This is a genomic window from Mesorhizobium sp. B2-4-6 (genome assembly GCF_006442775.1).
GTDB lineage: Bacteria > Pseudomonadota > Alphaproteobacteria > Rhizobiales > Rhizobiaceae > Mesorhizobium.
Genome location: NZ_VFVI01000004.1, coordinates 178,393 through 192,976, shown reverse-complemented (window position 1 = coordinate 192,976; position 14,584 = coordinate 178,393). Strand labels below are relative to the sequence as shown.

The 14,584-nt window shown below is 64.8% G+C and carries 11 protein-coding genes; 3 read left to right on the top strand and 8 right to left on the bottom strand.

The annotated features are described in order from the left end of the window. Positions 1–6: 6 nt before the first annotated feature. The 3 genes from FJ957_RS13910 to FJ957_RS13900 all read left to right on the top strand — a co-directional run bounded on the left by FJ957_RS13910 (position 7) and on the right by FJ957_RS13900 (position 3,765). Positions 7–1,245: a polysaccharide biosynthesis/export family protein gene (locus FJ957_RS13910; RefSeq protein ID WP_140832195.1), complete on the top strand. Its 1,239-nt coding sequence runs from the start codon at positions 7–9 to the stop codon at positions 1,243–1,245. Between the two features lie 120 nt (positions 1,246–1,365). After that, positions 1,366–2,457 carry an acyltransferase gene (locus FJ957_RS13905; protein ID WP_140832193.1) on the top strand — a complete coding sequence of 364 codons (1,092 nt, stop codon included), beginning with the start codon at positions 1,366–1,368 and terminating at the stop codon, positions 2,455–2,457. A 24-nt stretch (positions 2,458–2,481) separates the two neighbouring features. Continuing rightward, positions 2,482–3,765 (top strand): O-antigen ligase, encoded by a 1,284-nt coding sequence (locus FJ957_RS13900; RefSeq protein ID WP_140832191.1) that lies wholly within the window; start codon positions 2,482–2,484, stop codon positions 3,763–3,765. Here the strand turns inward: FJ957_RS13900 and FJ957_RS13895 are convergent, their stop codons facing one another. The 8 genes from FJ957_RS13895 to FJ957_RS13860 all read right to left on the bottom strand — a co-directional run bounded on the left by FJ957_RS13895 (position 3,766) and on the right by FJ957_RS13860 (position 14,579). Next, entirely contained in the window at positions 3,766–5,862 is a 2,097-nt protein-coding gene (locus FJ957_RS13895; protein ID WP_140832189.1) for an ABC transporter permease subunit, read from the bottom strand. It abuts the gene before it with no gap. Continuing rightward, positions 5,859–6,920, bottom strand: a complete 1,062-nt coding sequence (locus FJ957_RS13890) for a betaine/proline/choline family ABC transporter ATP-binding protein (RefSeq protein ID WP_140832188.1) — start codon at positions 6,918–6,920, stop codon at positions 5,859–5,861. The genes FJ957_RS13895 and FJ957_RS13890 overlap by 4 nt, the downstream gene beginning before the upstream one ends. 93 nt (positions 6,921–7,013) lie before the next feature. After that, entirely contained in the window at positions 7,014–7,952 is a 939-nt protein-coding gene (locus FJ957_RS13885) for an ABC transporter substrate-binding protein (protein ID WP_140832186.1), read from the bottom strand. A gap of 82 nt (positions 7,953–8,034) precedes the next feature. Then, positions 8,035–8,862 (bottom strand): SDR family oxidoreductase, encoded by an 828-nt coding sequence (locus FJ957_RS13880; RefSeq protein WP_140832184.1) that lies wholly within the window; start codon positions 8,860–8,862, stop codon positions 8,035–8,037. A gap of 18 nt (positions 8,863–8,880) precedes the next feature. Beyond that, positions 8,881–9,651, bottom strand: a complete 771-nt coding sequence (locus tag FJ957_RS13875; protein WP_140832182.1) for a glucose 1-dehydrogenase — start codon at positions 9,649–9,651, stop codon at positions 8,881–8,883. Positions 9,652–9,703: 52 nt separating this feature from the next. Then, positions 9,704–10,222 carry an acetone carboxylase subunit gamma gene (locus tag FJ957_RS13870; RefSeq protein WP_140832181.1) on the bottom strand — a complete coding sequence of 173 codons (519 nt, stop codon included), beginning with the start codon at positions 10,220–10,222 and terminating at the stop codon, positions 9,704–9,706. Positions 10,223–10,227: 5 nt separating this feature from the next. Then, complete coding sequence (locus FJ957_RS13865) at positions 10,228–12,423, bottom strand: hydantoinase B/oxoprolinase family protein (protein ID WP_140832179.1); 2,196 nt, start codon at positions 12,421–12,423, stop codon at positions 10,228–10,230. Positions 12,424–12,437: 14 nt separating this feature from the next. Next, the gene (locus FJ957_RS13860; RefSeq protein WP_140832178.1) at positions 12,438–14,579 is read right to left on the bottom strand and encodes a hydantoinase/oxoprolinase family protein; all 2,142 of its coding nucleotides are present in this window, start codon (positions 14,577–14,579) and stop codon (positions 12,438–12,440) included. Positions 14,580–14,584: the final 5 nt, after the last annotated feature.

The following is a 14,584-nucleotide window of genomic DNA, read 5'->3' as shown; positions in this document are numbered from 1 at the left end:
AGTCTCATGCCAAGGACAACCGCCCGCTTCGCGGGCGCGTTGCTTGTTGCGGTGTCGCTCGCCATGCCGCAGTTGGCCGCCGCCGGCGATTATCAGCTTGGCCCACAGGACAAGCTCAACATCCGCGTCGCCGAATGGCAGACGGTCGACGGCACGTTCCGCGACTGGTCGGCCCTCAATGGCGAATATTCGGTCGGCCCGGGCGGGACGCTCTCGGTGCCGTTCGTCGGCGACATGCAGGCCGCGGGCAAGACGACGGCGGAGGTCGCTTCAGCGATCGGGCTGGCGTTGCAGCGCAAGCTGGCGCTGCCCGACAAGCCGGAAGCCTCGGTCGAGATGGCGCAGTTCCGGCCGTTCTACATTTCCGGCGAAGTCCAGAACCCCGGCCAGTTTCCCTTCGTGCCCGATCTGACGGTGCTCAAGGCAGTCAGCATCGCCGGCGGCATAAGGCGCAATGCCGATTACGGCCCGCAGCTCGGCAAGGATCTGGTCACCGCCAAGGGCAGCTTCGATATCTATGACGACCAGCGCATCCGCCTGCTCGTCAAACGAGCCAGGATCGATGCCGACCTCGCAGGCAAGACGACTTTCGAGGTGCCCAAGGAAATCGAGGGGAGTGATCCGAAACTGGCCACCATCGTCGCCGACGAAACGGCGATCCTGGTCTCCGACCAGAAATCGCTGAAGCTGAAGCTCGATGCGCTCGACGATTTGAAGGGTGTTCTGCAGTCGGAAATCGAATCGCTGCAAAAGAAGATCGCCAACCAGCAGAAGCAGGTCGATCTGGCCGAGAAGCAGGCCGAAAGCATCGGTCCGCTGGCGCAGAAAGGCCTGGTTGCCAATGCGCGCCTGCTTTCCTCGCAGCAGTCGGTCACCGACCTGCAGGGCAAGATCCTGGACTATGAGACGGCCATCCTCACCGCCAAGCAGTCGATCAGCAAGGCCGAGCAGGACGCCATTGACGCCAGGAACTCGCTGAATTCCACCCTCACCGCAAACCGTCAGCAGGCCGAGGCCGACCTGAACGAGGCGACGTTGAAGGCCGGCATGCAGAAGGGTCTGATCGCGCAGGCGTCGGATCCCGCGACGGCGGCCTCCCTCACCAGCGACCAGGAACCGACCCTGCTTTATTCGCTGGTGCGGGTCGCCGACGGCAAGACGAGCGAGGTCGAGGCCAAGGAAGACACGCCTGTCCTGCCGGGCGACGTGATCAAGGTGAAGCTGGCGCCGACGGCCAGCCAGTAGCGCCGCCGGACCGAGGCTTGCCCGAAGCGAGCCGCGAACCGGAGGCGGGAGGGACAAGCCAGGCTCGTTCGCGTTGCGGCGCGGGCGGGCGATCTGTTTTGGACCGCTTGAAGGCATAACATGCAGCCCGCAGCCCAGCGTCACGTCTATCTGAATCTCGACGCCATCCGCGGCGTGGCGGCGGTCAGCGTCATGCTCTACCACTTCTCGCCGTTCCTGGCCGACGGCAAAGTGCTGCCGTCGAGCTACCTCGCGGTCGATCTGTTCTTCCTGCTTAGCGGATTCGTCATCGCGCATGCCTATGACCGCAAGATCGAGAACGGCATGGGCTTCGGCTCCTTCGTGGCGATCCGCCTGATCCGGCTCTATCCGCTCTATCTCGCCGGCACGCTGCTCGGCTTCTTCTACCTGCTGGTCAAGAACAGCCTGATGCCGGCCGAATACATGCCGCTGTCAGAGATCGGTATGCAGCTGACGACCGGCATGCTCTTCATCCCGCTGGTCAGCGACGCCTATCACACGATCTTTCCGCTCAATCCCGCTTCGTGGTCGCTGTTCTTCGAACTCATCGTCAACATCGCCTATGTCGCGGTCTTCGCGCTCCTGTCGCGGCGGGTGCTGACGGGGATCGTCGGCGCCAGCCTCGTGCTGCTCGTCGTCGCCTCGATCTTCGCCGGCACGCTCGATTTCGGCATGACCGGCAAGACCATCCTCAGCGGCCTGCCGCGCGTAACCTTCTCGTTCTTCCTGGGCGTGCTGCTCTGCCGATCGATGGCGCGCTGGCAGGGCAGCCTCGGCTTCCTGCGGCGCGGCTTGTGGGTCGAAGGCGCGATCCTGCTCACGCTTGCCGTCTTCGTCATCGCTCCGGCCGGAGGCGCGCGCGTCGTCTACGACCTCGCCGCCATCGTAATCGTCTTTCCGCTCATGGTGATGACCGGCGCGGTGGCGCCGACCGCGCCGCTTCTGTCGGGCTTCTATGGCTGGCTCGGGCGGATTTCCTACCCGATCTACATCATCCACACGCCGATGCTGATGATCATCGCCGGGGCCGGCAAGGCCTTCTCGATCGATCCGTTCGCGCATCATCCCTGGTTCGGCATCGTGATGGCGGCCTCGGTCGTCGTCATCGCCGACATCGCCACGCGGATCTATGACGAGCCGGTGCGGCGCTTCCTGCAGAGGCAGATGCAGCGCGCCCGGGCCGTGGCTTAAGAAGCTCAACGGACAAAATCCGATATGAAGATTCCAAAATCCATTCTGATCGATCCCGACCGCAACGAGACTTACGGCACCTTCGCCGTCGCGGTTTCCATGCTTGCCTTCGCCTATTCACCCAATTTCGGCCAGATCCTGATCCTTGCCTACTACGCCGTCTGGCTGCCGTTGCTCTTCGTCGATTACCGGCGTTTCACCTGGAAACTCTCTGGCGCCTGGCTGCCCATACTGCTTGCGGCCTATGTCTGCTTCTCGGTTTTCTGGTCCCAGGCGGCGGGCATCAGCGCGCGCGCGGCGGTGCAATATTCCTCGCACATCGTCTGCGCCTATGTCGCGGCGCGCACAATCAACGTGCGCACGCTGGTTGTGGGCTCGCTGATCGGCATCTTCTTCGTTCTGCTTTATTCCCTGAAAGTCGGCGCTTACGCGCTCGACACGATCGACGGCACGGTCAATTTCGTCGGCGCCTTCGGCTCGAAGAACCAGATCGGCTTCTTCTCGTCGCTCGGCATCTTCTTCTGCCTTGCGTTCCTGGCCTTCTACCGGCGCAACTGGCTGGGCTTCGTCTGGACCGCGCCGATCATGCTGTTGTCGGTCTACATGCTGGCCATCGCCCATTCGGCAACGTCGGTGGCCTCGCTGCCGGCGGTGATCGGCATCGTCATGCTGCTCACCATGACCAAGGTACTCTCGCTGCGCTATCGCCGCGTGCTGTTCATCGTCGGCGCCGGCGCGCTGGTGACAGGGGTGGTCGCGGCGCTCAACCTCGGCCTGCTGGATGTCGTACTCGGCATCTTCGGCAAGGATTCGACGCTCACCGGCCGCACCTATCTGTGGGAGCAAGGCTGGGAAGCGGCGCAGCAGCATCCGCTGCTCGGCTATGGCTACGCCGCCTACTGGGTGCAGGGATTTGCCGATCCGGAACGGCTGTGGGCGGAGTTCTACATCTCGACCCGCTCCGGCTTCCACTTCCACAACACCTATGTCGAGACGCTGGTCGAGATCGGCTTCGTCGGTGTCACCTTGCTGGCGCTGGTTATCCTGCGTTCTTTCTACGGCCATGTCTCGAAGGTGGTGTTCGGCGACTGGAGCGCCGATTCGGTGGTGCTTGCCGGCGCGATCGGGCTGATGCTGATCCGCTCCTTCTTCGAGGTCGAGATGCTCGGCCCCTACTTCATGGCGTCGTTCGTCGTCTATTACGGCCTGTTCACGCTGAGCCCATTGCCGGCTTTTCGACGCCGCAGGGCGGCCGTTCCCGCCGAGGACGAAAGGCCTGCCAGCGGCCGTATGCCGGCCCCGGTCTGATCAGCGTGACGCAGCTGCGGAGCGTGCGACCGCGGCCTGGATGAGCCGGTCGGCCAAGATCGCCAGGAAAGCGATCGACAGGCCGGCGATGAGGCCCATGCCGGCATCGGCCTTGCCGAGCGCGACATAGACCGCCTGGCCAAGATCGCGCGTGCCGACGAGGGCAGCGATGGCCAACATCGAGAGCGCCGCCATGATGGTCTGGTTGAGGCCGAGCATGACGACCGGCAGAGCGAGCGGCAGCTTGGCCTGCAGCAAGGTCTGCATCGGCGTCGCGCCCATCTGCTCGACCGCCTCGACGACATCGGCGCGAACATGCCGCAATCCATGCTCGACATAGCGGATCGGCGGCACGATGGCGTAGAGCATGATGGCGATCAGCGCCGTGAACTCGCCGACCTTGAAGAACATCAGCGCCGGGATGAGGAAGACGAATTGCGGCATGGTCTGCAGCGCGTCGCAGATCGGCTTCAGGATGCGCGAGACGCGGTCGCTGTGCGCCGCCCATGTGCCGAGGGCGCCACCGACCAAAAGGCAAAGCAGGACCGCCAGCGTGCAGAGATAAAGCGACTGCACCAACTGCGGCCACAGGCCGTTGACCAGGATCAGCCCGAAGCCGGCCAGCGCGAAAAACCCGAGGCGATAGCCCGCCACCTGACCGGCAAGCAAGGCGACGGCAAGGATGAAGGCGGGCCAGGGCAGATCGAGAAAGCCGGTGTAGAGAACAAGGCCGGCGGCGACCACGGCGACCGCTGCCCGCCAGCCGAAACGGTGCAGGGCCAATCCAGCCAAGGCCGCCACCAAAACCACATAGACGGCCAGCACCGGGGGTGGCAGGGTGAAGCCCCACAGTGCAGGCGTCGCCGCGCCCGAAATGCCGACGCGCATCGGCAAGAGCAGGCAATAGAGCACGGCATTGCGCACGTCGTTGAAGAACCAGGCATAGTCGCGCACGAGTCCCAGCAGCCACTGGTTGACGGCGCCCATCTGCATGCGCAGCCCGGTTTCCGGCAGAAGCGTCGCATCGGGCTCGGCGAGCCGGGTGACCACGGCCAGAGCCAGCGCGACCGCCAGCAACAGAGCCAGCCGGCGCGGCGTCATCCAGCGCATGGCCCGCGTCGGCCCGGTCTCCGGCGCCTTGGCGAAGCCGATGGTGAGGCGGTCGATGAGGATGGCGAGCAGCGCGATCACCAGGCCGGAGAGGATGCTTTGGCCGAACTCGGCCTTGCGCATGGAGGACAGGACTTCCCAGCCGATATCCTCGAAGCCGCCGATGATGGCGGCGACGATGACCATCGACAGCGCCGCCATCGTCGTCTGGTTGAAGCCGACGAGAAGCTGCGGCAGCGCCGTCGGCACCTCGACCTGCCAGAATTGCTGGCGGCGCGTGCAGCCGCTCATCAGGCCGGCCTCGCTGATCGCCGCCGGCACGCGATCGAGGCCGAGCATGGTATTGCGGACCATCGGCGGCGTCGCGTAGATCGCCGAGGCGATCAGGCCCACCACCGGGCCGAAGCCGAACAGAAGCAAGAGCGGGATGAGATAGGCGAAAGCCGGCACCGTCTGCATCAGGTCGAGCGCGCCAAGCAGGGCCGGACGCCAGCGCGGGCGAGCGTAGCCGAGAACGCCAAGCAGGAAGCCGAGCACCGTCGAGATCGGTACCGCCAGCAGCACCAGCGCCAGCGTGTTCATGCTCTGCGGCCAGTAGCCGGCAAGCAGGATATAGGCGAGCGTGGCGAGCGCGAAGATCGCCAGCCGCTCGCCGCTCGACTTCAGAGCAAGGGCGACGACAGCCAGCATCACCGCTGGCCAGGGCAACCAGGCGAGTGCCAGCCGCGCGCCGCGCATCGGCGCGTCGAGCAAGGCGGAGAGCGCCCGGAACCCGGGCTGGATGACGGCGACGACAATGTCGGTCACGGCATTGATATAAGCGGCCAGCGGCAGCGTCCATTCCTTGGGGAAACTGACCAGCCAGGGAAGCTCGGTTTTGAGAAGCAGGCAGAGCACCGTCAGCACGGCCAGGCCGCACCAAGGGACAAGGGCCGGCGCGATGGCGATCCTTTGCGGGGGTGGTGCGATCGCGGCCGGCGCCGTCATGAGCGCGTGCGTCTTGCCTGCTCGCGCTCCAGCACGGCAAGCACCGCGCCGGCGCTGAGCACCGCCGGCGGGCCGCCGCCGGCGCCGGGCACCGCGAAGGCCGCCACGCCGGAGGCGAGCTGCGGGATAAGCGCCTCGAGGCTGGTGTCGGCGGCGATGCTCCGTTCGGGCAGCGCGGCGCCATTGGCTGATGTGGCGATGTCGCCGGCCGTGATGACGCGCAGCAGCGGCATGTCCTCGGTGAACTGCGCGACATAATCGTCGGCCGGATTGAGCACGATGTCGGCCGGTCGGCCGATCTGCACGATCTTGCCTGCCCGCATGATCGCCAGCCGGTCGGCCAGGCGGAAGGCCTCGGCGATGTCGTGGGTGATGAAGATGATGGTCTTCTTCAGCATGCGCTGCAGGCGCAGAAACTCGTCCTGCATCTGCTTGCGGATCAGCGGATCGAGCGCCGAGAACGGCTCGTCGAGGAACCAGAGCTCGGGGCCCACGGCGAGCGAGCGGGCGATGCCGACGCGTTGCTGCTGGCCGCCGGAGAGCTGATGCGGGAAGGATGCCTCGCGGCCTTCGAGCCCGACCAGCGCGATCATCTCGCGGGTGCGCGTCTCCCGTTCCTTCGCCGACTTGCCCTGGATCTTCAGCGGGAAGGCGACATTGCCCAACACGCTCAGATGCGGCAGCAGGCCGAAATTCTGGAACACCATGCCCATGGCGTGGCGGCGCAACTCGATGAGCTCCTTGCCGCTGGCGGCGAGCAGGTTCCTGCCGTCGAGCAGGATCTCGCCGGCGCTCGGCTCGACCAGGCGCGACAGGCAGCGCACCAGGGTCGACTTGCCGGAGCCGGACAGGCCCATGATGACGAAGATCTCGCCGGTCGCGACCTCGAAGCTGGCATCGACCACGGCCGGCAGATGCGCCTCCGCACGCAGCCGCTCGGCCAGCGCGTCGGGATCAATGACATAGCCGCGCGAGTCGAAATAGTAGCCCGGGCGCCGGCCATAGACCTTCCAGACATTTCGACAGGCAAGCTTTACCGGACGCGCGGCAGTGTCCATTCCCATCAACCCATGCCGATTGTTCGCCCGGCTCCACGCAGTGCGGAAGCCGGGTCGTTGTTGCCCTCAGCCCTTGTCAGGCATATCGGCGAATTATCCCTTGGCGCCATCCAGCCAAGGTTTCCACACCGCCTCGTTCTTGTCGATCCATTCCTTGACGACGGCGTCGAGGTCCTTGCCCTGCTTGTCGACGGCCAGCATCAATTTCTGCTGCTCGGTCGCATCCATCTTGAAGGCCTTCAGGAAGGCGTAGGCCGCGGGCCATTTGGCGCCGAAGCCCGACCAGACGATCTTGTCGACGTCGGGCGGCGTGATGCAGTGCTCGTTGGTCTGGTCCTTGCAGGGCGGCATCGTCACCCAGCCCACATCGCTCTCGGCCAGCGCGTAATGCGGACCCCAAAACATCATGATCAGCGGCGTCTTGGCCGCTTCGGCGGCTTCCAGCTCGGCGACCAGCGCGCCTTCGGAGCCCGACGGCACGGCGGTGTAAGGCATGCTGTTGTCGGCAAGGATGGTCGCCGCGCGCGAGCCCCAGTCGGACGGGTAGTCGAGGAAGCGGCCATTGGGCGCCGTCTCGGGCGTCGCGAGCGCCTGCACGCATTCGGGCTTGTTCAGCGCATTCCAGTCCGGCAGGCCGGGACAGACCTTCTCCATGAATTTCGGGTAGATCCAGCCTTCCTGCGTCTTCAGGTCGAGCTTGCCGATGTCCTCGATCTGCTTGGCCGCCAGCACCTTCGGATAGATGTCGCCGACATTGTTGAGCCAGATCTCGACCGAGGCGCTGAGCGAGCCGTCGGCGAGGCCCGAGAATTGCGGGAAATTGCCGGCGGTGACGTATTCGACGTGATAGCCGAGCTTCTCTAGAAGCTGGCCGGCGATGTGGGTGGAGACATGCGCGCCCGTCCATTCCAACATGGCGAGCTTGATCGGCTCGTCCTTGGCGCCGAGTTCGGCGCTTTGCCCCGCGTTCGTTCCAGCAAGCATCAGCGCGAGGCCAATTCCGGCTCTTTGCAAGACATTTCTTATCGTCATGTCAGTTCCCCTGTCTGTTGATGGTCCTTCTATTTATGCCGGCCTCCTCCCACGAGACCGGGATCCATCACCCCCACCGACGCTACCATAGGGCGCCGCCGGTGATCTGGATATTTTCCATGGTGATCCCCTTGGCCAGGTCTGAGCAGAGGAACACGGCGAGCGCCGCGATCTCCTCCGGCTGCATCATGCGCCCCTGGGGGTTGCCTTTCCTGAATTCGTCCATCAATTCCTCGGCGCTGCGGCCCTTGCCTTCGCGCTCGACGACCTGCGCCACGTTGCGGCGCATCAACTCGGTCTCGACCCAGGTCGGGCTGATCATGACGCAGGTGACGCCATGCGGCGCCCCTTCGAGCGCCACGCATCGCGTCAGGCCGAGCAAGCCGGCCTTGGAGGCGCAATAGGCGGGATTGTCCTTCCAGCCGACGGAAGCCGCCGTCGAGCCGATGTTGACGATGCGGCCCCAGCCGCGCTCGATCATGCCGGGCAGCACGGCGCGCGTCGCGCGGAAGGCACCGGTGAGATTGGTGTCGACGATCTTGTCCCAAAGCGCGTCGGAATGGCCGCAGACCGGCTGCTCGGCCGTGGTGCCGGCGGCGTTGACCAGGATGTCTGCCTGACCGACCGCCGCCTGGGCTTCGGCGAAGAAGAGGTTGGTGAGCGCGCTGTCGCGCACGTCGAGGTGGGCGGCATGCACCTTGGTGCCGTGGGCGGCCAGCGCCGACTTCACGCGCTCGATCTCATCGGCGCCGGGATAATAGGCGGCGTCCGCGCTGCCCACCTCCGGAAGCGCCACATAGGAGCCGACGGCGACATTGGCGCCTGCTTTGGCGAGCGCCGTGGCGATGGCAAGACCCATGCCCGAAAAGCCGCCGGTGACGATGGCGCCGCGGCCGGTGAGGTTGGTCATCGCAAGCGGTCTCCGCGTTCACACTGCAAGGTAGCCTCCGTCGACCACCATTTCGGAGCCGGTGACGAATTTGGATTCGCCCGAGGCGAGATAGAGGACCATGAAGGCGATGTCGTTCGGTTCGCCGAGGAAGCCAATGGGGTGGCGGGACAGCGCCTTGGCCTTCTCCTGCTCGAGTTTTCCGAGATCGCGCAGATAGTTCTCAGTCTGCGGCGTCCAGATATAGCCCGGGTGGATGGAATTGCAGCGGATACCGTAGCGCTGCTCGGCGCAATGCACGGCGACCGCCTTGGTCAGGGTGCGCACGCCGCCCTTGGAGGCGCAGTAGGCGGCAAGATCCGCCTCACCGATGATGCCGTCGATGGAAGAGAGGTTGATGATCGATCCGCCGCCGGATTTCTTCATCAGCTTGATGCCTGCCTGGCAGCCGAGGAAGACGCCGTCCAGGTTGATCGCCATGGTGCGCCGCCATTCGGCTAACGTCGTGTCCTCGATGTTCCGGGCAATGGCGATGCCGGCATTGTTGACCAGCACGTCGAGCTGGCCGAAGCGCTGCTCGATCGCCGCCATGACAGCTTGCCAGTCTTCGGGCTTCGACACGTCATGGCGCAACGCCAGCGCCTCGCCGCCAGCCTTGACGATCTCCGACGCCGTATCGCCCGCGAGCCTCTCGTCGATGTCGCTGACGACCAACTTCGCGCCTTCCGACGCCAGAAGGAGCGAAGACGCCCGCCCGAGGCCGAGACCGGCCCCGGTTACGAGCGCCACCTTGCCTGTGACGCGACCCATCTGCGGCATCAGCCTCCCACTCTGTTGACGCAATTCCGGACGGAAAACCGCTTCACACTTCTCCTGGAATTGCTCTCGTTGACGACTCCAGCGGCTTGCCCAGCCAATCGCGATAGAACCCTTCGAGGTCCGGCTCGAAATCGTGAACGATCGGATAGCCGGGCGCAGCCGCTTCCACCTCATGCAGCGTGCCGCATTCAGGGCAGATGAATTCGCGGATTTCCATCCAATCCGGATCCGGCAGGTCGCTGTTGGGGTAGATCTCGCGCAGCGATTCCTCTGTGTCGCGCACGATGATCGCGGCCTTGAGCTTCCAGTTCCTGCGGTAGTCGCCGAAGGAGTGGCCGCATTCGCATTTCGTCACCCGCTCGTCGCCGCTCTGGCAGATGAAGAGGTGGTCGCCGACCGGGAGCAGGATCGGGTCCTTCCAGCCGACGCGGTCCTGCAACACCGCAACATATTTGAAGAAACGGTCGTCATCCTTGTAGGCGCTCATGATGCGGCGCGTCTGCGGCCAGGGCAGCGTGCCGGCAACCAGATCAGCGATGACTTCCTTGCTGTACGAGGTCATGGTCCTTACTCCAGGCCGAAGGTCGATTTGGCATCGACATCCCAGAAGGTCGAAAAGTCCTTGGTGAAGCGCGGCGAGAGCTTGATGGCGCTGGCATACATCTTCTTCACCTCGGGCGCGAAACCGGCCGCCTTCACCCGCTCGCGCTCCTTGGCCATCCATTCCGAAACCGGCCTGGCGTGCGCCAGGCGCTTGGCCCGCATTTCGGCGCGATGGCGCTTGGTGGCTTCCAGATTGGCGACCGGGAAACCCTCCTCGTCCTCGTCGAGCACGATGCCGAAGATGCCTTCGGCCGCTTCCCTGGTGAGGAAGCCGTTCTCGACGTCCCAGGCGGTCTTGACGGGATCGCGCTCCAGCACGTCGCCGTAACCGCCGCCGCCATTATAGGAGTGGGTGAAGACGTCACCGGTCTTGTGCGGCGCAGTGATGTAGGGCCCTTCCAGCGTCACATGCTCGCCTTCCAGCCGGACTTCCAGCTCCGAGCGGTAGGGATTGGTGCCGGTGTGGTGCGCCAGCGGCGCGCCATTTTTGGCCAGCTCGAAGATGTTCGAGTCCCGCACGGCGCGATGCTTCTGGCAGGTCGGCGCCGGATAGCCGCCGCACAGGCCGCCATTGTCGAAGACGCGCGAGGAATGCTCGGAGGTCACCAGCCTGAGATGATCGGTCTTGGAAACCAGCCAGGTCGACAGGAAGGAACAGCCGCCGCGATATTTGCCGGCGCCGCCGGAATTGGGAACGATCGACCTGCCGATATAGAGCATCGGCATGTTCTGTTCCCAGATCTCGATGTTGCCCATGTCGGATTCCGGATTCCAGCCGACATAGGCTGTGTCCAGCCCGTCCTTGATGGCCAAGGCGCCCGAGCCGGCGGCGGCGCATTCGAAATGCGCCATGCCGAAGGGCGTGCCGTACTGGCTGGTGCCGCCCATCTCGATCATCGGGCTGTTGACCTGGCCGACAAAGGCTTCCTCGATGAAGCCGCGCGCGATGAAGGAGCGCGACAAGAGCCGCTGGAAGACGCCATAGGCGGGCAGCAGCAGCGCCCAGGAGGTGGCGGTCGCCACCATCTCGTTGTCCGGGTTGGTCCAGGTGCCGTGCGGCAGCTTCAGCTCGGTGGCCATCCAGGCGCCGTCATTGACCAGGCCCTCGAAGTTCATGTGCTGCGTCAGCGTCACGAACATGCCGCCATCCATGCCGGCCGGCGTGCAGTTCATCGAATGATAGCCCCAGGGCTGCGTGCCCTCGAAGTCCATCTTGATCTTGCCGTCGCTGGTGATCTCCATCTCGATCGGGATGTTGTAGAGCCAGTCGGGATCGCCGAGCGGCTGGTAGCCGGGCTTGCCCTTGGTGACGTGGCCGTAAAAGGTGTGGCCGCGGTAAATGCCGGGCACCGTGAGCTGGCGCGTGCGGGCGAGTTGGGCGCGGCGGCCTTCCTCGATGAACTCCTTCGACACCTGCATCCAGAAGTCGAGGCCGATCTCGTCGATCAGCGCCTTGACGCTTTCGCGCATGTCGATGCAGGAAGCGACCTTGGCCTTCTCGTCCAGCACCCAGTAGATCGGCATTCTGAGATTGCGCTCGCAGCGGATGACGTAGTCGCGCCGCAGTTCATCGTTCTGGCCGACCTTTTCGGCGCAGACGAACAGGCCTTCGGTAAAGCGCTCCTGGGCGAGCGCCACGTCGCCGCCGGGCGTGATGCCGCCGGCTTCGAGCTCGTGGCAGACGGCGCCGGCCCAGCCGACCAGCTTGCCGGAATGGAAGATCGGCACGACGTCCATCACGTCCGGCACCTGCACGGTGCCGATGAAGGCGTCGTTGTTGGCGAAGATATCGCCGTCGCGGATCTGCGGATTTTCCTCGTAGCCGTTGCGGATCATCCATTTGATGAAGCGGCTCATCGTGTGCACATGCACCATGATGCCGTTGGAGAGCGCGATCGCGTCGCCTTCCGGCGTGTAGATGGCGACGACCATCTCGCCGACCTCGCGCACGCCGGGCGAGGCGGAGATGCGGCGCGCCATTTCGCGTGCCGAGACGCAGTAGGCGCGCAGCTTGGTGTGCAGCGTCTCGAATTTCAGCGGGTCCTGATTGCGCAGCTGAAGCTCGGTAATGCCGTCATAGCAGCCGGTGTCTTCCATCAGCCGTTCGGATTCGAGCAGCCGTTCGCGAATGCGGAGCGCGGAGGCGGGTTTGTCCAGCATGGCGTTCGCCCTTCTCAAGCGTGGGTGTAGTGCAGCAGCGTCCATTCATCGACATGGACGCGGTCCTGCGGGTGAACGACGAGCGTCGTCGCCGGGTGTTCGATGATGGCCGGGCCGGTAACCTCGTGGCCGGGCTGCAGCAGGTCCATCTCGTAGAGATTGGCCTTGTGCCAGCGGCCGCCGATATAGGCCTCGCGCACACCCTTGTGGGCGGAAGCCGTATCGGATTTGCCGAGCGGGCGCTTGACCAAAGTCGGCTTCACCTTGTCGGCGGTGGCGATCAACCCGAGCTCGGTGATTGAGAAGCCGGCCTCGCCATAGCGCGAGACGCGATGGTTGACCTTGGCATAGACCGCCTCGAACTCGGCGATGATCCTGCGCATGTCGTCGGCGGAGTGAATCGCCGAGAGCGGCGCCATCACCTCGACGTCTTCCAACTGGCCGGTGTAACGCATCATCAGGAACGGCGCGGTCTTGATCTTGGGGAGTGCGTGGCCGTCGGCCACCATTTCGTCGACCGCGGCCTTGGTCAAGTCGTCCCAGACGGTGGTGACCTTCTTGCCGAAGGCGACCAGCTCGTCATCGCTGGCCCGCGCGCCGATGTCGATCTGCGTCGAGACCGAGTGGCGACGCATGAAGTCGGCTGTGGTGCAGCCGAAGGCCGAGAAGGCGGCGGCGAACTGGAACGTGATGATGTCCTTGAAGCCGATGCCCCTGGAGCAGCCGGCGAGATGCAGCGGCCCCGAGCCGCCGTAGGACAAAAGCGTGAATTCCGAAGGATGGATGCCCTGGCCGGAAATGACGCGGCGCAGCGCGTTGTTCGCGTCGGCCTCCAGCATGTCGATCATGCCTTCGGCCGCCTCCTCGACGCCGACGCCGAGCACGCGGGCGCATTTCTCCTCGAAGGCTTTCCTTGCCTTCTCCACCTGCAGCACGACCTTGCCGCCGAGGAAGTAATGCGGGTTCAGGCGGCCGAGGATGGCGTCGCAGTCGGCGATGGTCGGCTCGGTGCCGCCCTTGGCAAAGCAGATCGGCCCGGGATCGGATCCGGCGCTTTCCGGCCCGAGCGAGACCTTCCTGGTCAGCGGATCGACCTTGAGGATCATGCCGGCGCCGGCGCCGATCGTATCGAGATGCAACGTCGGCACGTTGAGCTTGAAGCGGTCCATCAGCGGTTCGTTCTCGATGCGTGTCTGGCCGCGCGTGATGACGCCCATGTCGAAGGACGTGCCGCCCATGTCCGAGCAGATCAGCGAGTCGTTGCCGATCAGCTTGCCGACATAGGCGGCGCCCAGGATGCCGCCGATTGGCCCGGAGATCATCGTTTCGTGCAGGCGCGGATGGTTGATCGAGGTCAGGCCGCCGAAGGACAGCAGCGTCTGCACGCCGTATTTGAAGCCGTATTTCTTCGAGACGTCCTCGATGCCCTTGAGCTGCCTGCGGCCGCGCGATGTGGCGTAGGCCTCGATAAGCACCGAGTTCAGCCGCGACTGCTCGCGGATCACCGGGCGCACCTCGTGGCTGGTGTAGACGAGGATGTCGGCGCCGGCGGCAGCGATCTCCTCGCGGCAGATTTCAGCGATGCGCTTCTCATGCGCCGGGTTAACGTGCGAGAAGACGGTCATGATGCAGATCGCCTCGACCTTGTCGGCGATGAGCTTCTTGGCGGCGGCATGCACCTCGTGCTCGTAGAGTGGCAGGATGACGTCGCCGAACTGGTCGATGCGCTCCGTCACGCCGTGCGTGCGGCGGCGCGGCACCAGCGGATCGGGATGGTGGTGGGTGACCGCGTGCAGGCGGTCGGCATAGGAATAATCCGCCCAGGCCTGGAGGCCGCGGCCCATCAGGATCATGTCCTCAAGGCCCTTGGTGGTGATCAGCCCGAGCCTGCGGCCGGTGCGCGATAACAGCGTGTTGAGCATTCCGGTGCCGGAATAGAGCACCACGTTGACGCCGGAGAACAGATCCTGCAGCGAGATGCCCCAGGCGTCCGCCGCATCCTCGGCCGAAGCGAGGAAGCCTTCAGCCTCGTTCTTCGGCGTCGTCGCCGACTTGCCGATCTTGAAGTGGCCGTCCTGATCCACAAGGATCGTGTCGGTCATGGTGCCGCCGGCATCGATGCCGATGACGATTGGATTGGTGGTGATCTGGTCCACGGGTC